Here is a 16660-nt window from a genome sequence, read left to right as displayed (position 1 = left end):
AGGGGTCTGGAGAATCGGGTGGGAAGGGCTGGGTCAGGCCGGTTGCCGGGATGTCGTGCCGTGCCACCGCCAGGTGACGATGGCGGCGGCCAGGCCGGCCGACAGCGGCAGGTCGATCCGCAGCCGCTCCAGCCATCCGGCATCGGGCACCGGTGTGTGCGACGGCAGCCAGTCGGATCCGAACCATCCGGCCAGGCCGGCGATTCCGGCCGCTGTAATGGCAAGTCCGAGGGTGAGTACCGGTCGCGGCGCCGAGGCTGTCCAGCGCCGGGGCCGGCCACGGCGGTGCAGCCACACGCCGACGATGCAGGCCACCAAGGCCGATGTGGCCCCGATGGAGGTGAAGGCGGCCCTGGTCAGTTCGGGCTGGCCGCTGAGGAATCCGCCGAGCCCGGCGGTGAGCGCAGGGGCCAGGTAGGCGGTCGCGACTTCCTCCCACAGCGTGAACGGACGCGTGGCGAAACCGCGCTGGGCGGTTCTGGGAGGGGGGCTCATACGACTCCTCCAAAATAAATTAGCTGGCTAACCAGTTGATTAGGCGGCTAACTACCGGGATGCAGGAAAGGGTGCCGCGCGGTCGAGGCAGCCGCCCCCCGCACGGAAGTGATGCCGCAGCTATTCGGCAGTCAAGGCGTCGATCCGCAGAGTGATCCGCTCCAGGAGGTTGAGGAACAGCCCGCGTTCGTCGGCGGCCAGTCCACCGACCAGCGCCTCAAGCCGTGCGAAGTGGTCCGCGGCCATATCGCGCAACCGCTGGCTGCCGCGCGCCGTGAGTACGACTACTGCGCCCCGCCCGTCCTCCGTTGAGGCGCGGCGAGCCACCAGGCCCTCTCGCTCCAGGCCAACGACCAGGCCGGTCACTGTGGCGCGCGAGACGCCAAGACTCTTTGCGAGCTGCGACGGCGCCTTCTCCCCGTCACTGTCCTCGAGATCCACCAGGAGGCGGTAGCGCCCGGTCGACAGCCCGGAACGCGCAAAGTGCACTTCGGACGCCCGGTCCAGGCGCGCCCCGGCAGCCATCAGGCGCACCGCGACAAGCACCGCCTGCGGATCGGCCTCAAGCCCGTACCGCGTGATCTGCTTCCGCGCCTGTTCGAGCGTGGGTACAGCGCCGGGGTTCGCATCCTCGTCACTCATGAGAAGTAATATGGCGGCTAACTATCTGCCAGTCAATTCGCCGAGAGCCTCGCAGCCGCAGACTCCGGACGGCTCCGCCCCCGACTACAGCCCGCCGCGCCCGGGGGCCTCACCGCAGACCTGGTCATCGGTGCCCCGAACGAGCGTGACGTGCCCGGTCGTCTGCGGTACCCGGCCGACATTTGCACGGGGCTGTCTTTCGGCACCCGTATCGGAGGCAGGGCGCCAGACCCCGCCGCCTCACCCCGGTCAGCGATCCAGCCGCCCATCGGCGACGCCGGGGGTACGGGCCCTCACGGATGCCGACCCTGTCGCCCCGTGCGCGACCGAACGGCTGCTTGCGCCTCGGGCACAGTGCGGGAGCCGGGCACCATGGCCGACGCGGCGGAGAGGTCGAGGCGGGAGTTCATGTCCAGCGCGAACCGGGCCTCGCTGACGTCGGCGACGAGGCCGTCCGCGCGGCGCTCACCTCCGGCCGGACCATCCGCCGCGGCCAGGGCCACTCCCTCCGCATCACCGCGCCGCTCGAACTCCACCGCACCGCGCTGCAGCAGGCCGCCGCCCTCGCCACCGAAGCCGCCAGCCCCGCAGAGCGCAAGGCCCACCGGGTCTACGCCGCCCGCATCACAACCGCGGCGACCGCGCCCTGATCATCAGGTGCTTACCGCTAACCACGGCCTGATTGATCCCCGAAGCCGGATCTGACGGCAGGGGCTCGTGCGTCAGCCGACCGCGCGGTAGGCGCTAAGGCCGCGGCCGTCCTTGGTCTCGGTGATTCCCACGTAGCCGTCCGTGAGATGCGGGGCGACCCCGGGCTGGTTTTCCTTGTCCTTGCCGCTGGCAGCGTCCAGGACGACAGGGTTGCCGTTGGCCATTCCGTATATCAGTCCCGCGCGGACGAGGTTGATCGACGGTGCCACCCGCGTGCCGGCTGCGTCGGGCAGACGCCATACCTCTTGGCCGTTTTTGGGGTTATAGGCGGCGACCTTTCTGTCGGAACCTCGCCCGTCTGTGCACACGGTCACGGCAGCGCCGTCGTAGGCACAGCCGGAGCTCGGAGCGTCCTTGGGAAGGATCGCCTGAATCTCACCGGTGGCGGCGTTGAGGAGGTGGTGCCGGTCGCCGCCTTGCTGCTCCGCCTTTTCGTAGGTCATGACGGTGTCTGGCCCCGCGACCGAGAGCTCGTCCCTTGCCGCGCGTGGCGATGTCCACAGGTCCTTGCCGTCTGCCGTGCTGATCCCCACGACCTGATCGCCGCCCTCAGGTCTGTCGCGCAGCGCGATGACGCGGTCCCCGATGACGACTGCACCCTCGTCGTACGTGCCCTGGGCGGTCCACAGATGCCGGCGACTGGTGAGGTCGACGCCGAAGAGCTGGCCACGGGAAAGGATGACGACGGTGTTCCCGCCCCGGCCGACGACATGGGCCTCGCCCCGGTCCCTGGAGTACCGGTCTTCCACCGTCACTTTGGTCTCTGTGAACCAGGCTTTGGTTCTGGTGTTCGCGGTGTCTACCGCCATCAGCTCCACTACGTCGTGAGACTTGGTTGTTCCGGAGCCGGTCACCTCTGCCACCACCGCGCTCAGAACCCACGTCTTTCCACCGAAGGACGTGATGAGCGGCGCATGGGCGGGATTGTTGCCCACGAAGCCGCCGCCCGTGCTCTCCAGCCTCAGTACAGGGGAGTGCTCAGGGGTAATCGTGGCCGGGAAACTCTTGCCGTAGCTGCTCACCACATCGAGGCCGTCCGGCCGCGAGATGAAGACCGTCCCTTGATGCAGCGCTACCGGCAGAGGCGGCAGGTCACCGCCGATGTAGACCTTGCCCTGTGTCGCGGAGTCGGGCAGCGCGATGACCGGGTCCGGCGAGAATTTGGTCGGCGCGGTGAAGCCCTTAGGCGCAGGCGAGGCGTTGAGCTTCGCCTCATCGGAACCGCCCGGCATGTCTGGCACACCGCCGTCCCCGCCACTGCACGCGGTGAGCATGGTGAGCGTGATGGCTACAGTCGATAGAGCGATGATTTTCCGAACCTTCATGGGCCCCCCTTGCATGATCATTTACTGGCCCAGGGAGCCTAGACCACACAAGTACCTGCGCTCGCACAGCTGCGGCAAAGGACATGCAGCTGTCAAAACCCGAACGGGAGCGGCACCTGGGTGAAGGCGGCAGGCCGACGGGATCTGTCACAGGCAGCCGTGGATCACACCCGAGTCCGCTGACCGGCCCCTTCACCCGTGGAGTCAGTCGATCGTCAGGCCTCCCTTGCCCTACGTCGCTGCAAGTCCAGCACTCCACGAGGCTCCCGACTGCGCCACAGCCGCCAGAGCGCGGCCAGAGGCAGCACAGGGCGCCAGTCGCGCTTGCGGAGCACGTCGACCACGGCATTGCGCAGGATCTTGAACCATAGGCGTCAACGCTGTCGCTGCTGATCACTGTCGTCCACTGCACGTAGATGCGGTAGCGCCGTGTTCGCCGCCTCCCTCGCGTCCTTCCACGAGTACAGCCGTGAGTACCCCCATTTCACGTACCCCGGCGTCTTCTGCCGAACATGGTCCTGGCACGCCACCAGGTGGGCGCGGACGGCCCCGCTCTGCACGGCGGATCGGACACCCATTTGGCGCCCGTCGCCGACGGGCGTCGCCAGGTAATCGGCGACGGGGGGCTGTCGGCCGGACGTCTGACTGCCCCGACATCAAAGCCTCCAGAACTGAAGCTGCCATGACTTTCGAGCGCTCGGTGCGTTCCCACATCCGCGCCGAGCGCCTCCACGACCGCGCCCTGCACAAGGCGGCTTGCACCCTTGCATACAGAGGCCACATGTTCGAACGCGGGGAGGATGGAGCGGCCATAGCGATGGTGATCGACATGCTGACCATCGCCATCGCGAACTGGCACAACAAACTCGAGCAAGCGTCGAGTCGGGCACTCGAGCACCAATTCGGTCAGGTGCGGGTGCCGATGCTCGACAGCAGGGGACGAAGCCGAAGGTCAGAAGCCACCGGACTGCGAGATGCTTCGCGCGAGCTGACCCACGAAACTGAGGATCCCTTGCCCGAAGCTGGTCGGAGCGACCAGCACACCGAATACCAGCACGATGACCACCGTCAGCTTCTCGTCGAACCGGCTCCTGGCTTCCGTGCGCCGGCGCAGTCGGACAACGATGATCACGGCCAGTAAAACCGCCACATTGATGGTCACCCCACCAGCCCTCCCCTCGGCACTTACTCCCCGCCCTTCTGCATAGCCCAAAGCGGGCACTGCGGCAGCCCCATCAGCAACGGATGGCCACAGGGCACTGGTCCCGTGGCTGGTTTCACGGCATACCGGCGCAGCCCCCGTCCGCATCCGCTGTTCCACCCCCGCGAGTCAGGACAAGGCAGTCGGACGACGTGGGGGCGGTATGCGGTCCAGCAGATCCCACAGGGGACGAGAGCCCGCAGCCCACTCAGCGAGCACGCGGCGATCGACGAGATGGATCCGGTGATCCTTCCCCCAAGGGATGGCCTTGGAGGTGAAGCGGCCGTTGGTCAGGATGACCGCGATGTCCGCCCCGTGAATCTGCCGAGCGGTGCCATTGACCTGCTGCAACACCCCGACACCGACAGCGGCGCCGCCGTCCCCGTCCCGCCGGTGTTTGCACTGGATCGCCCAGACGCGACCGGCAGGGTCAACAGCACGCACGTCGCAGGCGTTGTCGCCCGCACCGCCGAGCTGCTCGGCTTTACAGCCGTCCCGACGCATCAAATCCCGTATGGCGAACTCGAAGGCCCGGTGGTCCAATGCGTCGAGCTCGGCGATGCGCAGCCGCAGCGCCCGCGCCCGCACACGTTCCCACTCGGCCCGCTGCCGCGTCTGCCGAAGCCAAAGGCCACTGGCGACAACGATGACAACGGCAGCGAGGAGCAAGAGCCACCAGTGCGCGAGCAGCCACCGCACCACGGCAGCCACAAGGCCGACGGTCACGACCGCGGCCACCAGCAATGCAACCTGCTCGTCCTTCTTCCTGGACCGGCGGGACGGCCGGCGCCGCGCCGTACGCCGTACCGGCCGGCGGCTCATCGGGCACCGCCTGACTCAACGGGAGCGGTGAGAGTAAGCCGGTACCGCGGTGGGACTTCGGCCTCTCCCTTGAACTTGCCGCCGCCCTCCCGGGCGCCCCAGCCCAGGATCCCGCTGATGCCCGTGATCGTGAGTTGACGTCCCGATCCGAGACATAACCGAGTATGCGCCCGTACGGGAACGCCTCCCCGTACCTGCGTCTTCCCCTGCACCATCATGAAGGCGCCCCCACCCCAAGGTCATCGGCACATCCGTGTGCAGGTCGTATGAGAGCACGCACCACTGACAACCTGCCCCGAAAAGATCACCGACGGTAGCGATTTTCGGTCACTCAAACCCTTTGCGCCCTGCGTACGACCGCTGGCTACCAGCGCATTCACCGGTCACCCGACCAACTCCAGCCGTTTCGCAATGTGCGCCGGACAGGGTGAAACGGATCAGGAACTCGTCCTCCTCCCGGACGATGTCGTCCTCGCTGAAGTCCACAAGACGATCCCCAACCGCGCACAGCACCGCTGCGGTCATCAGAGCCTCGGCCCTTGTCCCCGGCCAGCAGCGCGAGCGTCCGAGCACACCGTGACGAGGCCAGGTGCAGGCCTCTTGTCCTGGTTCGTTGAGTACTTGTCGGCAGCCCGTCATGAGTACGGGGACGGATGTGGGTGATCAGCCACGCGGTGTGAGGTGTTCACCATGGACACCACCGCACCTACTTCCTGCGACGCCGTAGCAGGTCAGCAGCACGACGCACAGCCGGCCTATGTCCCCATGGGCCGCAAGATGGCCGCCATCGGACTGCTCTTCTTCCTGCCCGCTCTCGCTCTGCTGGGCCTGGCCGATCTCACCAAGCAGGTATCCCACGACCGCTGCGAGTACCAGGGATGCACGGTCCCGCTGATGGACGCAGTCCACTTGTCCTGGCGTGTGATGTGGCTGGCCGGCGCCACGGGTATGGTCGCCGTCCTCCTGCCCCGGTGCGTCGCTGCGCTCCGATTCGGCCTGGCCTGCCTGCACATCACGCTGCTGATCGCCCCCTTCTTCATCCTCGGAGGGGTATGACCAGCACCCTGCGGCGCGATGCACGGGCCACCCGGCCGTCCACGGCCCCCTGCCGTACCAGCCGGCAAGCACAGGCAACAGCAGCCCTGCGCCGTCCTCGCAGCCGATCCAGGTGGCGCAGTGCCTCGGGCGCGGTCGGACCTGCCCGCCCGGGGCAGGGTGTGGTCCTGTGGTGACGTCAGTCGGTTGTGATCTTTCTCAGTGCTTTTTCGATGTGGTGGTCGACGAGCCCCGGGCTGCCCATGAGGAGCACCGACACGTTGCCCTTTCGGATCGCGATCTGCTTCATGATCATCGTGCCTCCGGGGCCGCTCATGGTGACGGTGACACCGTAGCGCTCGTCTCCCAGTTCGGGGACGGTGATTATGACGGCCTTGGCGTCGATCGGAGAGGAGCCTGAGGTGATGGTGAAGGACGGGCAAGCTGCGTAGGCGTCGCAGAGCGTGTGGAGCTGGGCGGACAGGGCAGTAGGAGAGTCGCTGTCGAGCTCCTCGCTCATGCCTGCCTCGCCCGCATAGGCGAATCCGGTCTTCACCTGGACCGCGGACTACAGCTCGCCATCACCAGACAGCTTTTCCAGGGCCGGGCAGCCGGTGATGCCGTACTCATCCTTGTCGCGGCTGTCGCCGGGCTCCTCGGTATATCCGGCGCCCAGGTCGGCCGCCTTCAGCAGCATGGGCTTCAGCCGGGACTCGGAAAGGGACCCTTGGGACTGCGGAGCCTTCTGCGGGTCCGTAGCCTTCGCCGTCCTCGCGGGCTCAGCCGTTCCAGCGGATCCGCCATCACAGGCACTGGCGGCCAGGAGCACCCCGGCGAGAGCCGGAAGGCCCCACGCCCTGCGGACGCGACGGCGACGGTGCACATGCGGTACGCCCCCCCTTGTTGATCACCAGACAACCCTGTCGCGGCCCCCGCTTCACGATCCTGCCCGCGCGGGCAGTACCGGCTACGGTGAGATCAGCCCGTGCTTGCACCGGCCATTGCCATCCCCGTCGGTACGTACCAGCGACCTCCATCAGGCCACCCTGCGGCAGCAGGGCCGCTCAATACCCGACTCGCAGGCGCATCACAAGGCGCTCGGCACGGTCCAGGGCATCCGCGCGGGTCGAAGCAAGGCCGCGTCTGAGCGGGCGCATGCGCGTAAGCCCCGGCAGTGACCTCACCGGCGACTACCTCACCGATACCGGGCGCCGCTGTGCTTTCCGAGCGGCTACGGGCTGTCCGGCCTCAGGAGTCGATCCATGCTTCCACGTGGAAGTCGACGGACGCCTCGCGGATATCGGCGAGCGACTTGCTCTTGATGGTGAGCAGGCCGGCCCAGCCCTGCTGGTTGCGCACGCAGATCTGCGAGCCTTTGCTGAGTGTGTCGGTGTTGATGGAGGTGGTGGAGTCGGTCTTCTTCCGGCAGGTTTCGCGGGATCCCTTCACGCGGCTGTCCAGCCGGGTGAGGCGGGACGTATCAGCACCGAGGTAGCAGCTCCCGGACTCCGGGCAGTGCAGGAAGATGTCGTCCGTGTAGCCCTGGCGCGGTGTGAGCGAGGTGTCGGCCAGCTCGAAGTGACTGCCGACGGGCAGGGTCATCTTCTGATAGTCCACCTGCGACTTTATCCTCGTCGTATCGTCGGGAGCCGTGCTGCCGCTGATCGTCAAGGTGTACCCCGCCACGACACTGGCGATCACGGCGAGTACGCCGAGAGCCACTGACAGGACGGTACGCGTGGTGCGTTTCCGCGGCGGCTTCCGGGCGTACGAGGACGGCTTCGGGACGTACGAGGGCGACGGGGAGGGCGGGGTAGGCGGGGACGGCGGCACCACCACGGTGAGCGGGGCCGTGAGCGCCGGGCCGGGAGCCGGTGGCCGCTGCGCAATGCCCGCCGCGACCCCGGCCGGCAACCAGCCCTCGCCGCGCCGCAGCTGGGTGTCGTCGCCCGCGGCGCGGCACAGGTCGATGACCGTGGACAGCGCCGGGCGCTGCCCCGGGTCCTTGTCCAGGCACCGGGCTACGAGGTCTTGCAGCTCCGCCGGCACTGCGGACAGGTTCGGTTCCTGGTGGACGATGCGGTAGAGCACAGCGTGCGAGGGTCCGTCCCCGTAGGCGGGGGCGCCTGTCGCGGCGAAGACGGCCACCTGGCCGAGAGCGAAGACATCCGTCGCTGCGGTGACCTCGGCACCGGATGCCTGCTCGGGCGCCATGAAGGACGGCGTCCCGACGGCCACTCCTGTCGCGGTCAGCGCCGTGGCGTCGGCGGCCCGCGCGATGCCGAAGTCGATGACGCGCGGACCGTCGGGGGCGAGCAGCACGTTGGACGGTTTCAAGTCGCGGTGCACCAGGCCCGCGCCGTGGATCGCCTGCAGCGCCTCGGCTATACCGGCGACGAGCAGCAGCACGGTCGATACCGGAAGCGGTCCATGGGCGGCGACCGCGGAGGACAGCGTGGGGCCGGGCACGTATGCCGTGGCCAGCCAGGGCCGCGGGCCGTCGGTGTCGCTGTCGAGTACCGGCGCTGTGCACAGCCCCTGGACGCGTCGGGCGGCTGCCACCTCGTCGGCGAACCGCCGCCGGAACTCCGGGTCCTCGGCGAATTCCGGCCGGATCACCTTGATCGCCACGGGGCGGCCGGCCGGGGTGTAGGAGAGGTAGACCTTGCCCATACCACCGGAACCCAGCCGCGCCACGAGCCGGTAGCCGCCAACCATCAACGGGGCGTCGTCCTCCAGTTCCTGGAAGACTCCTGCGGACCTGCTGTTTTCCATGATCTCCATACCCCCGGCCCGCACCCTAGCCAAGCGCCTCGCCCGCCTCAACTTTTGGTGGCATCCGTTGGCCACCGGGCAGCCTTGTGGGCCCCTGGATCATCGGGCCGTGTCCGATGATGATTAGGCGATCGCCACCGCGGTCTCGCCGCGTCACCGACGCCGGCGACGCGGCGCTCGGGCGCTGACCAAGCTCGACCAGGTGATCGACGACCAGTTGGGGGCAAGCGGCCTGGACCACTCCGAGCATGACAAGCTCCGGCTCACCCGGACCAACGAGCTGAGCGACGCGCAGGCCCGCGAGGTCGTCAATGTCCGTGAAGCGATCAAGCTCGACGAGGGCCGTATGGTGACCAAGGTGCTCCAGCCCGATGTCGCGCAGGCCTACCTGGACAACGTCACAGAGCCCGGCACGGACGAGTTCAATCCCAGTGAGTTCCGCGGCTCCATCGCGCGCGGCCGTGACACCGCCGACCTGCGCAGCATGGACCAACTGCGCGACGGGCTCGCTCTCGACGATGGCGACGCCGGTTGGACCCCCGCCCCTCCGGGCGCGTCCGAGGCGTACCAGCTGCGCTTCCCGGCACCACACGACATGCGTGCCGAGCCGTCCCTCGGCGCCGTCGGCGACAAGGAGCGGGCCAACCACGTCGCCGACATGGCCAGCCAGAGCGAGGGATGGGCCCATGGTGATCCGTTCCTCGGCACCGGCTACACCGCCGGGGGTATCCCGGAGTGGACTGCCAAGGCCACCGGCTTCCCCCACCATGCTGAACTCTGGCGTATGCACGCCGACGGTACCGAAGAGGCCGTCGGCTTCTTCGACAAGAACGAAGGACCGTGGAAAAAGATATGACTGGCGCTGGAGTTTTCCCCTTCCCGGTCAAGGGTGAGGTCGCCGTCTTCCGCGGTGAGCTCTATCGGGCCCGTGGCGCCGTGGGGCTATGGCCGTACGTCGAGCTGCTGCCCGAGCCCGGGCGCCCCGCACCCGAAGGGGTCGCGTCGCGCGAGGCCGCCGACGGGTCTGTGGGATACCCGGTTCCGCTGGAGCGCCTGGAAGCCTGGTACGCCGTGACGTGGACGTTCCGCTGGCACGGCGAGCCCTTCGAGTGCACCGCCGCCACACCCACCACGCTCTCGGGCAACTACCTCAGCTCCGACGAACACTTCGCCAAGGAACACCTCAAGCGCCGGGTCATCGGCTACCGGGGCATCTTCCCACGCGACGAGGCCACCGAACTGGAACAGCACCGCAAGGATCGCCTCCAGCCCCGGCACATTCTGGTGCGGCGCCTGGCCGAGGTTGACCATTTCCGCCCCAAGACCTACGCGGTCCACCGCGGCCGGACGTATCCGGCCGCTGCCGAGGCCAACGCGTCAGGCCTCATCGCTCTGACCACCGGGGATGACCGGCCCGAGGATCTCATCGCCGATCCCCGGGACCCGAGCGGCGAGCACTTCCTGGCCGCCCCGGAGCAGCTGGACGCCTGGTACCGGACCCACTGGACCTTCCGCTGGAAGGGCGGCTCCTTCGACGCCGTCGGAACGGTGGACGGCAGGATCAAGGGCGTCTACACAAACGGCAGCTGGGGCTTCGCGGACAACATGATGCTGACCCCGGAGACAGGTCCCGACGGGGTCCACACCCAGTACACGGTCCAGGCAGGCCTCAAAAACGTCACCGACCTCGAACAGCACCGCACCGACCTGCCGGCCAGCCCTTCCGTCTCTACGATCCGGGTCATTGCTTCCTGAAGGGGCGCCCTTGACCAGTTCCGGCCAGGGCCGGAGTGGCCCCTCAGCCGGCCGGGCTGAAGGGCAGACGGGCTGAGGAGACAGGAAAGGGTGTCCTCCTTGACGGCCCTTCGCGCGTGCGTGCGAGGAGCCAGGCCAACTGACAGCGGTCGGCGCGGCCGCGGGCGGCGGCGCGACGTCGGCTGGCTCGGGCATAGGCACGGACCCGGGCGTGAGGATCCGCACCGCTTGTACGACCGTCCGGCCTGCTGCCGTGTTCGCGGACTCGATGACGCGGACCTGTTCCAGGCGTAGCTTCGTCGCCCACGCCGTCGATTCCGGGCACAGGTGAGCTGGCCGGAGTCCACGTCGTAGCTGACCGCTGCGACGTGCCCGGCGAGATCGGGGGCGATGGCCGCCCACCGCTTGCGCAGGATGGCGCTGGCGGCCGGGAGCTTGCCGGGCACGTTCGGTGACCAGTGTGCCGATCGCGGCGCCCAGGTCCATCGGCTCGCGCCCGTCGCGCCGCACTGCACGGGCCGCGCGTGATGGTTGATCAGTGTGTGTTGGCGCCCACGGCCCTATTCGATCAGGTCGTGGCGCGCAGCGCAGCGGTGGACTGCGGGACGGCGGCCGCCGTCCCGGCTCGTCGTCGAGTGCTGCAGCTCACAGCGGCTTTGGCCACACAGTCGAGCCGTCGATGGCTGAGACGACACCTCTACCTTGCCGTTCCAATGGGATTGCGAGGCGCCCACCCTCCAACCGAATGGGGCATATCCGAAATGGCGGTCACGCTGGGCATCCAGCATGACCGCCCGATCTGGAATGGCGCAGACCTTTGAGACGGCAATCCAGCCAAGATCCGATTACCCTCCGGTTCCCCTTCCTTTCTTGTCGATCTTGAACCTAGAGTCTTCGCTGTTACACAGGAGCGGAGTCCCTGACCAGACCCGCTCCCTTGAAAAGGAATAGGGGAACTCCAGATATGAAGCGCATTTTATCGAGCGTTGTTTCCGCTGCCCTGCTCAGCGGTGCCCTCATCACCGGCGCTGCGGGCACCGCATCCGCCGCCACAGACCCGCTGCCTGTAGCGGAGACCGCCCCGCCCGTAGTTGAAGTTGCGCCGCCTGTCGTCCTGGTCGACCCGATCGGCGAGCAGCGGACGATGTGCACCTACTACAAGCAGAAGAACGCTTGCGCCTCTCTGCTGTCGAACCACAAGATGAGCGGCATCGTCCAGAACTGCCTTATCAAGGCCGGCATCGGTGGCGCGGGCGCATTTGTCGTCGGCCGGTACGTCAGCAAGGACGTGGCCAAGGACATCGCCGCGAAGGTCGTGGCCGCTGGCGCGACGGCTTGCCTGGCCTCCCTCTCCTAACCTGGGGCACCACAAATGATGGCCAAGATCATTGCAACACTCGTCTGGGCAGCAGTGCTCGTCGGCGCGAATAAGCTGCTGAGCGGAACCGACTGGGCCCAGTACGCCGTTACGTTCATCCTGGGCGGCGTCTATGTCTTGCTGATGAATAAGATGCGCGCACCAAGCGCCCGGGACAGACACTAGATCACGGCCGTCAAAGTTGCTGCCCGGCACAGCGCCGTCCGGCTCTCCATGAGGCGAGCCGGACCCTGGCCGACAAGGAGCCCCGGATCGCCATCGGCACCCGGGGCTCATCTCGCTTCCCCTCGGCAGCTGCTCGCCGATCAGTCTTTTCAATCACATCTCCCCTGACACGCGTCAGCAGCGTCCTGGCCGGCCTCGACCGCCTGGACGCATTGGTCGACAATGCCGGCGCCTGCCACATTGGCACGCTGGAGCAGGAGAGCCTCGAGGGCGTGCGGCCGTCATGGACGTCTACTTCTTCGGCGTCCTGCACGTCACCAAGGCGGCCCTGCCCATGCTGCGTGCGGGCAAGGGCCGCGTGCTGACCGTGACCAGCATCAGCGGCGTGGTCGGGCAGCCGTTCAACGAGGTGTACTGCGCGGCCAAGTTCGCCCTCGAGGGCTTCATGGAGTCGCTCGCCCCGGTCGCCGCGACGGTCGGCGTGGCCGTCAGCGTGGTCGAGCCGGGCGCGGTGGCCAGCGACTTCATCAGCAACGTGGGTGGCCGCGACGCCCTGGTGGCGCAGGCCGGCCCGTACGGGCCGGCGCTGGCCGCTTACCAGGCCCGCGTCCGTGACGCCTTCGCCACCGCGCAGACGCCGCAGGGCGCGGCCGCAAAGATCGTCGAGGTGCTGGAGACCGAGCGGCCCGCCTTCCGGGTGCAGACCTCGGATGCCACGCGCGCGTTCACCGCCGTGAAGGTCGCGGACGGCGACGGCTCGGCAGTGCAGGAGCTGACTGACGCGTGGATCGCCTAGAACTGATGAGCTAGGGGATCGGGTAGCACCAGCCGGCGACGTGGCCTGCGAGGGCCCCGCACCGACGGCTGGACAACGAAGCCCGGCCGGAAGGAAACCCGGGACGACCTCCGCAGGGACCGCAACTCAGTCTGCCGCCGGGACCGACGCCAGCTGACGTTCGGCCTTCTCAAGCCACGTCAGATACCAGCGTGCGAAGGTCATCGACGCGCCGTTGTCATCGAGGAGCGGCTTCAGGTCCTCGTCGTCTGCCCTGTTGTCGGACCAGATTCGCCCACGCTCCGGGCCGCTGATAATCAGCCACTCGCGGGCGGCACACCCCAGCGTTGAGATCACCACCGCGCCGACAGTGCGGTCCGCCGACCACATCACGGGTTCCCAGCGCTCTTCCCATGCCTCGATGGCGTCATCGAAGTCCTCGATGTCCTCGAAGTCGTCCTCTTCGGGGTGCTCGGACAGCAGCAACTGGACAGCTTCAGGATCGGCGCCTTCACGCGGAAACGGCTCGGCCAGTCGGGACAGGTCAGCCAGCTCGGCTCCCTCTCCCTCCCACCGCCAGCGCCCCTGAATGAGTCGTACCGGGTACACCCCATACGAGGGCCCGGCACCTCCGGCGCCGACCTGTAGGAGGAAGTCGCGGTACTCCCCGGGCAGCAACACACCTGTCTGATCTTCGAGGTCGGCCAGCTCTGCCGGCGTCAGAGGGTCCTCGAGGAAGAACTTGTGCCCGATCGCGCCAAAAACACGGTCACCGGCTGGCGCGGCGATGAGGGACTGCACCCGCTCCCGCACCCCCATCCATATCGAGTCGTCCATGGGCCGAGCCTATGCGTGGCGAGGGGGCCGAGCGGGGTGGGCTACGAAGAGCGGCAGGCCAGCCTTCAAAAACCGATTTTTGCCGCGTGAGGGTGTGGTGCCGGTGGGACTGCCGGAGTCGGGGCGGGATGCTGTTTGTGCCTGTCGCATCCCAAGAGATGCCCGGCATGCTTCGGGAACGCGCTCCCGCGGGCCTGGATGCAAACGTCTGCTGGCGGTACGCCCGGGTCATAACCGAGCATCGCCCCTATTCAGGCGATTTGCCCGATGTCCACTGAGCGTTGATCGAGCCGGTGCTGGCCACCTGGCGGGCCGAGCGCCGACGTCATGCCCTGGACATCGGACGCCCGAACACGACCTGCGCGAGATCATGAACGCGATCTTGCACGTGAACCGCACCGGGGTGCAGTGGCACAACCTGCCTCACGACTTCCCGACCCTTCTGTGGAATCCGAGCTGTCAAGTGGCGTCGAGGATCCTTCTGCTTCGAATATGTGCTGGCCGGTTGGGCTGGAGGCCGGGAGACTCAGGTGCTGTGGACATCGGGATCTCTGGTTTCAAGCCATCCTTCCTGGTCGGGATCGATGCGGTTCGGCAGGCGCACGGATCACGTCTGGCGAGGCTCGCCGGCCGGCGGCTGACGGGGCTCGAGTTGGTACGTTTCGTCGAGGACGGGTACTGGTTCGCCGAGTGCCCGGTGGTGCTGGACTTCGAAGCCGTTCAGGTGGAGGTCTGTCACTCGAAATTCGATGAACTCTCGATCGGCTGGGACACGATCGACACTGCGACGACCATCACCGGGTGGGAGTGGTTCGAACTCACGCCTCAGTGGTCTCACAGTGATGAACGTCTGGAGCCGTTCGTCGGCCAGGAGCTGTATGAGGTCGCGCTCCTTGAGTGGCGGCCGGCAGACCATGACCTGGCAGCTGGAACGGTGGCGGTGGAGTTCGTCTTCGCTGAGGGCTGTTTGCGGATCGTCAACGGCCTCGATGAGAACCGCATCGAGGTCGGTGTGGCCCATCCGGATTACGTTCGGCACCGGCTGGGCCGTTGAGCACTACTGCTCGCTCGGTTTCCGGTTGATCTCAACGACAGGCAGCAGGATGGCCTGCGCCGGGCTGCCGATCTGCTGGGGAGTTGGCCCGGCCGGAGTGGGGATGTCGGTGAGTCACTTCAGTAAGTGGTCGAGGGCAGCTTGTTCGTCGTCGACGGCGGCGCGTTCGTCGTCCGTCAGCGAGATGGCCGCGAGGATCTTCTGCAGGTTCTCCTTGGCCTCCAGAAGTTGGCCCTTGCCGGACGCCTTGGGGGTGTAGAAACCGCAGCGTGCGCAGGCCATGCGGTGCTGGCACTGCTCGAAGAAGGTTGTAGGTGCACCAGTCGTGGCCGAGGTCGCCGTACTGCCAGGGCTCGCCGTTCGCGGCGGCTCCTGAAGCGACGGCGTCACGGTCGACGAGGACTTCGATGGTGCGGACGTTGCGGGCGAAGTAGCTGGCATCGTTGTAAGCCCTGGCCAGGGTGTTCGGGGTGATCTTCACCTAAGTGAGCCGTGGCTTCTGGAGTGCGGCGGCCGAGCCATTCTTGGAGCTCGAACAGCGCCATGGGCTCCTTCGCGTTGTAGAGCTGGCTGGCGATGGTGGAGCGGCCCCGGGGGCACGGTGGCCATGAAGCAGCTCGCGATCCTGGGGACGGCACCAAGAAGGCGGAATTTCATCTCCGGCGGTCTCGCGATGGGACGGACGGCAGTTGGTGTGACTCGACGACGGCGCAGGGCTGCTGTTGCCCGTGTTCTCCGGCCGGTACGGCAGAGGGCCGTGGAACGGCCGGGTGGCCCGCAGACGCGCCGCGGGGTCGGTCATACCCCTCCGAGGATGAAGAAGGGGGCGATCAGCAGCGTGATGTGCAGGCAGGCCAGGCCGAAGCGGAGCGCAGCGACCTGCCGGGGCAGGAGGACGGCGACCATACCCGTGGCGCCGGCCAGCCACATCACACGCCAGGACAAGTGGATCTGGCAGACCAGCGGTCCCATGCGCTGCCTGGCCTCACTGCCCGTATGCCCGGCGCCGGTCGCCGCTTGACCCCCAGCAGCCAAGCGGGAGGGCCCAGTCCCGCCTTGCCATCGTCGTTCTCGCGGTCGGCCGTGGCCGTGTGACGCAGGGCCTTGGCGGCTCGCACGGACCGGACGCGGTGAAGCTGACGGCCCAGTCTGCCAAGGCTGCGGGCTCTTGACCCCGATCTTGAGGCAGTCGACTCGCGTGTCGTTCGGGGGGATCCGCCTGATGCTTTACCCCGGCCTGCGCTGCTTGGGTCCGCGAGGAGTTGGTGGTATGTCGTTGGCCAAAGGGCAGGGCCTGGCTCTCGTGCCCCTGAGGTTCCGAGGTCAGAGACGGATCAGCCGGCTCGTTTGCCGCACAGGTCTTGGAGCTGCACTTGCCCTGGTCCACAGGGTTAGGACCGTCAGGCCTCCCTTTGCAGGGCCCGTATGGTCACCGACTCGATCGCACAGCGGGACCAGTCCAGCTCGCCGCTGGAGCCAAGCTCGTCGAGGAGCAGGCGATGGAGCCTGGGCCAGATCTTCGCCTGCGTCCACTCAGAAAAGCGCCGATGGGCAGTGGCTCCGGATAGCCCGAATGATGCCGAGGGTAACTCCTGCCACGTACAGCCTGACGTGGTCACGAACACGATCGCAGCCAGCACTTCCCGGTCGCCGTGCCGGCGCCGGCCAGAACAAATTCCCGGTCAGACTT

General features: G+C 67.5%; 20 protein-coding genes and 2 pseudogenes. 9 read left to right on the top strand and 13 right to left on the bottom strand.

The features are described 5' to 3' along the window. Nucleotides 1-33 precede the first annotated feature (33 nt). Both AB4K12_RS27850 and AB4K12_RS27845 read right to left on the bottom strand, forming a co-directional pair. On the bottom strand, nt 34-495 hold the full coding sequence (locus AB4K12_RS27850) for a hypothetical protein (protein WP_368437171.1): 462 nt from the start codon (nt 493-495) through the stop codon (nt 34-36). A gap of 120 nt (nt 496-615) precedes the next feature. Beyond that, the gene (locus AB4K12_RS27845; protein WP_368437170.1) at nt 616-1137 is read right to left on the bottom strand and encodes a MarR family winged helix-turn-helix transcriptional regulator; all 522 of its coding nucleotides are present in this window, start codon (nt 1135-1137) and stop codon (nt 616-618) included. Between the two features lie 338 nt (nt 1138-1475). Here AB4K12_RS27845 and AB4K12_RS27840 point away from each other — a divergent pair, with 338 nt between their 5' ends. Further along, nucleotides 1476-1787 carry a hypothetical protein gene (locus AB4K12_RS27840; RefSeq protein WP_368437168.1) on the top strand — a complete coding sequence of 104 codons (312 nt, stop codon included), beginning with the start codon at nt 1476-1478 and terminating at the stop codon, nt 1785-1787. Nucleotides 1788-1859: 72 nt separating this feature from the next. Here AB4K12_RS27840 and AB4K12_RS27835 read toward each other — a convergent pair whose 3' ends face one another. From AB4K12_RS27835 to AB4K12_RS27820, 4 genes are all read right to left on the bottom strand, one after another. After that, nucleotides 1860-3173, bottom strand: coding sequence for a PQQ-binding-like beta-propeller repeat protein (locus AB4K12_RS27835; protein ID WP_368437166.1), 1314 nt, complete (start codon nt 3171-3173; stop codon nt 1860-1862). A gap of 952 nt (nt 3174-4125) precedes the next feature. Next, a complete protein-coding gene (locus AB4K12_RS27830) occupies nt 4126-4335 on the bottom strand; it encodes a hypothetical protein (RefSeq protein WP_207248774.1) in 210 nt (69 codons plus the stop codon). A 168-nt stretch (nt 4336-4503) separates the two neighbouring features. Further along, complete coding sequence (locus tag AB4K12_RS27825; protein ID WP_368437164.1) at nt 4504-5196, bottom strand: restriction endonuclease; 693 nt, start codon at nt 5194-5196, stop codon at nt 4504-4506. Nucleotides 5197-5523: 327 nt separating this feature from the next. Beyond that, nucleotides 5524-5721: a hypothetical protein gene (locus tag AB4K12_RS27820; RefSeq protein WP_368437163.1), complete on the bottom strand. Its 198-nt coding sequence runs from the start codon at nt 5719-5721 to the stop codon at nt 5524-5526. 165 nt (nt 5722-5886) lie between these two features. Here AB4K12_RS27820 and AB4K12_RS27815 point away from each other — a divergent pair, with 165 nt between their 5' ends. Further along, nucleotides 5887-6252 (top strand): hypothetical protein, encoded by a 366-nt coding sequence (locus AB4K12_RS27815; RefSeq protein ID WP_368437161.1) that lies wholly within the window; start codon nt 5887-5889, stop codon nt 6250-6252. Nucleotides 6253-6430: 178 nt separating this feature from the next. Here AB4K12_RS27815 and AB4K12_RS27810 read toward each other — a convergent pair whose 3' ends face one another. The 3 genes from AB4K12_RS27810 to AB4K12_RS27800 all read right to left on the bottom strand — a co-directional run bounded on the left by AB4K12_RS27810 (nt 6431) and on the right by AB4K12_RS27800 (nt 9006). Next, nucleotides 6431-6751, bottom strand: coding sequence for a hypothetical protein (locus AB4K12_RS27810; RefSeq protein ID WP_368437159.1), 321 nt, complete (start codon nt 6749-6751; stop codon nt 6431-6433). Between the two features lie 48 nt (nt 6752-6799). After that, nucleotides 6800-6928 (bottom strand): hypothetical protein, encoded by a 129-nt coding sequence (locus AB4K12_RS27805; RefSeq protein WP_278186467.1) that lies wholly within the window; start codon nt 6926-6928, stop codon nt 6800-6802. A gap of 551 nt (nt 6929-7479) precedes the next feature. Then, entirely contained in the window at nt 7480-9006 is a 1527-nt protein-coding gene (locus AB4K12_RS27800; RefSeq protein ID WP_368437157.1) for a serine/threonine-protein kinase, read from the bottom strand. Between the two features lie 202 nt (nt 9007-9208). Between AB4K12_RS27800 and AB4K12_RS27795 the strand changes: the two genes are divergently transcribed. The 5 genes from AB4K12_RS27795 (at nt 9209) to AB4K12_RS27775 (ending at nt 13100) form a co-directional block, all read left to right on the top strand. Continuing rightward, entirely contained in the window at nt 9209-9862 is a 654-nt protein-coding gene (locus AB4K12_RS27795) for a hypothetical protein (RefSeq protein ID WP_368437155.1), read from the top strand. Further along, nucleotides 9859-10761: a hypothetical protein gene (locus AB4K12_RS27790; protein WP_368437153.1), complete on the top strand. Its 903-nt coding sequence runs from the start codon at nt 9859-9861 to the stop codon at nt 10759-10761. The genes AB4K12_RS27795 and AB4K12_RS27790 overlap by 4 nt, the downstream gene beginning before the upstream one ends. Before the next feature lie 964 nt (nt 10762-11725). Continuing rightward, nucleotides 11726-12118 (top strand): hypothetical protein, encoded by a 393-nt coding sequence (locus AB4K12_RS27785; protein ID WP_368437151.1) that lies wholly within the window; start codon nt 11726-11728, stop codon nt 12116-12118. A gap of 15 nt (nt 12119-12133) precedes the next feature. Then, on the top strand, nt 12134-12304 hold the full coding sequence (locus AB4K12_RS27780; protein ID WP_368437149.1) for a hypothetical protein: 171 nt from the start codon (nt 12134-12136) through the stop codon (nt 12302-12304). 283 nt (nt 12305-12587) lie between these two features. Continuing rightward, nucleotides 12588-13100, top strand: coding sequence for an SDR family NAD(P)-dependent oxidoreductase (locus AB4K12_RS27775; RefSeq protein WP_368437147.1), 513 nt, complete (start codon nt 12588-12590; stop codon nt 13098-13100). Nucleotides 13101-13226: 126 nt separating this feature from the next. Here AB4K12_RS27775 and AB4K12_RS27770 read toward each other — a convergent pair whose 3' ends face one another. Continuing rightward, nucleotides 13227-13916, bottom strand: a complete 690-nt coding sequence (locus AB4K12_RS27770; protein ID WP_368437145.1) for an SMI1/KNR4 family protein — start codon at nt 13914-13916, stop codon at nt 13227-13229. A 281-nt stretch (nt 13917-14197) separates the two neighbouring features. On the opposite strand from AB4K12_RS27770, the pseudogene AB4K12_RS27765 reads away from it, so the two are divergent. Both AB4K12_RS27765 and AB4K12_RS27760 read left to right on the top strand, forming a co-directional pair. Beyond that, nucleotides 14198-14352 (top strand): annotated as a pseudogene (locus AB4K12_RS27765) (transposase); the annotation flags it as partial. A 99-nt stretch (nt 14353-14451) separates the two neighbouring features. Then, on the top strand, nt 14452-14970 hold the full coding sequence (locus AB4K12_RS27760) for a hypothetical protein (protein WP_368437320.1): 519 nt from the start codon (nt 14452-14454) through the stop codon (nt 14968-14970). A 114-nt stretch (nt 14971-15084) separates the two neighbouring features. Here the strand turns inward: AB4K12_RS27760 and AB4K12_RS27755 are convergent, their stop codons facing one another. The 3 genes and pseudogenes from AB4K12_RS27755 to AB4K12_RS27745 all read right to left on the bottom strand — a co-directional run. After that, a complete protein-coding gene (locus tag AB4K12_RS27755) occupies nt 15085-15252 on the bottom strand; it encodes a hypothetical protein (protein WP_368437143.1) in 168 nt (55 codons plus the stop codon). Nucleotides 15253-15768: 516 nt separating this feature from the next. Further along, nucleotides 15769-15942 (bottom strand): hypothetical protein, encoded by a 174-nt coding sequence (locus AB4K12_RS27750; protein WP_368437142.1) that lies wholly within the window; start codon nt 15940-15942, stop codon nt 15769-15771. 388 nt (nt 15943-16330) lie between these two features. Beyond that, nucleotides 16331-16637, bottom strand: a pseudogene (locus tag AB4K12_RS27745) (transposase); the annotation flags it as partial. Between the last annotated feature and the right edge of the window lie 23 nt (nt 16638-16660).

It is taken from the genome of Streptomyces sp. C36 (genome assembly GCF_040932295.1).
GTDB classification, from domain to species: Bacteria; Actinomycetota; Actinomycetes; order Streptomycetales; family Streptomycetaceae; genus Streptomyces; species Streptomyces triculaminicus.
Note: the sequence above shows the minus strand (reverse complement) of the source record. Positions and strands in the feature narration are given on the sequence as shown.

Coding starts and splice junctions, on each gene's coding strand:
- AB4K12_RS27810 (WP_368437159.1), bottom strand. CDS start 6,751: ATGAGCGAGGAGCTCGACAGCGACTCTCCTACTGCCCTGTCCGCCCAG.
- AB4K12_RS27825 (WP_368437164.1), bottom strand. CDS start 5,196: ATGAGCCGCCGGCCGGTACGGCGTACGGCGCGGCGCCGGCCGTCCCGC.
- AB4K12_RS27750 (WP_368437142.1), bottom strand. CDS start 15,942: ATGGGACCGCTGGTCTGCCAGATCCACTTGTCCTGGCGTGTGATGTGG.
- AB4K12_RS27815 (WP_368437161.1), top strand. CDS start 5,887: ATGGACACCACCGCACCTACTTCCTGCGACGCCGTAGCAGGTCAGCAG.
- AB4K12_RS27835 (WP_368437166.1), bottom strand. CDS start 3,173: ATGAAGGTTCGGAAAATCATCGCTCTATCGACTGTAGCCATCACGCTC.
- AB4K12_RS27850 (WP_368437171.1), bottom strand. CDS start 495: ATGAGCCCCCCTCCCAGAACCGCCCAGCGCGGTTTCGCCACGCGTCCG.
- AB4K12_RS27780 (WP_368437149.1), top strand. CDS start 12,134: ATGATGGCCAAGATCATTGCAACACTCGTCTGGGCAGCAGTGCTCGTC.
- AB4K12_RS27785 (WP_368437151.1), top strand. CDS start 11,726: ATGAAGCGCATTTTATCGAGCGTTGTTTCCGCTGCCCTGCTCAGCGGT.
- AB4K12_RS27820 (WP_368437163.1), bottom strand. CDS start 5,721: ATGACCGCAGCGGTGCTGTGCGCGGTTGGGGATCGTCTTGTGGACTTC.
- AB4K12_RS27790 (WP_368437153.1), top strand. CDS start 9,859: ATGACTGGCGCTGGAGTTTTCCCCTTCCCGGTCAAGGGTGAGGTCGCC.
- AB4K12_RS27755 (WP_368437143.1), bottom strand. CDS start 15,252: ATGGCCTGCGCACGCTGCGGTTTCTACACCCCCAAGGCGTCCGGCAAG.
- AB4K12_RS27775 (WP_368437147.1), top strand. CDS start 12,588: ATGGACGTCTACTTCTTCGGCGTCCTGCACGTCACCAAGGCGGCCCTG.
- AB4K12_RS27805 (WP_278186467.1), bottom strand. CDS start 6,928: ATGCTGCTGAAGGCGGCCGACCTGGGCGCCGGATATACCGAGGAGCCC.
- AB4K12_RS27800 (WP_368437157.1), bottom strand. CDS start 9,006: ATGGAAAACAGCAGGTCCGCAGGAGTCTTCCAGGAACTGGAGGACGAC.
- AB4K12_RS27845 (WP_368437170.1), bottom strand. CDS start 1,137: ATGAGTGACGAGGATGCGAACCCCGGCGCTGTACCCACGCTCGAACAG.
- AB4K12_RS27770 (WP_368437145.1), bottom strand. CDS start 13,916: ATGGACGACTCGATATGGATGGGGGTGCGGGAGCGGGTGCAGTCCCTC.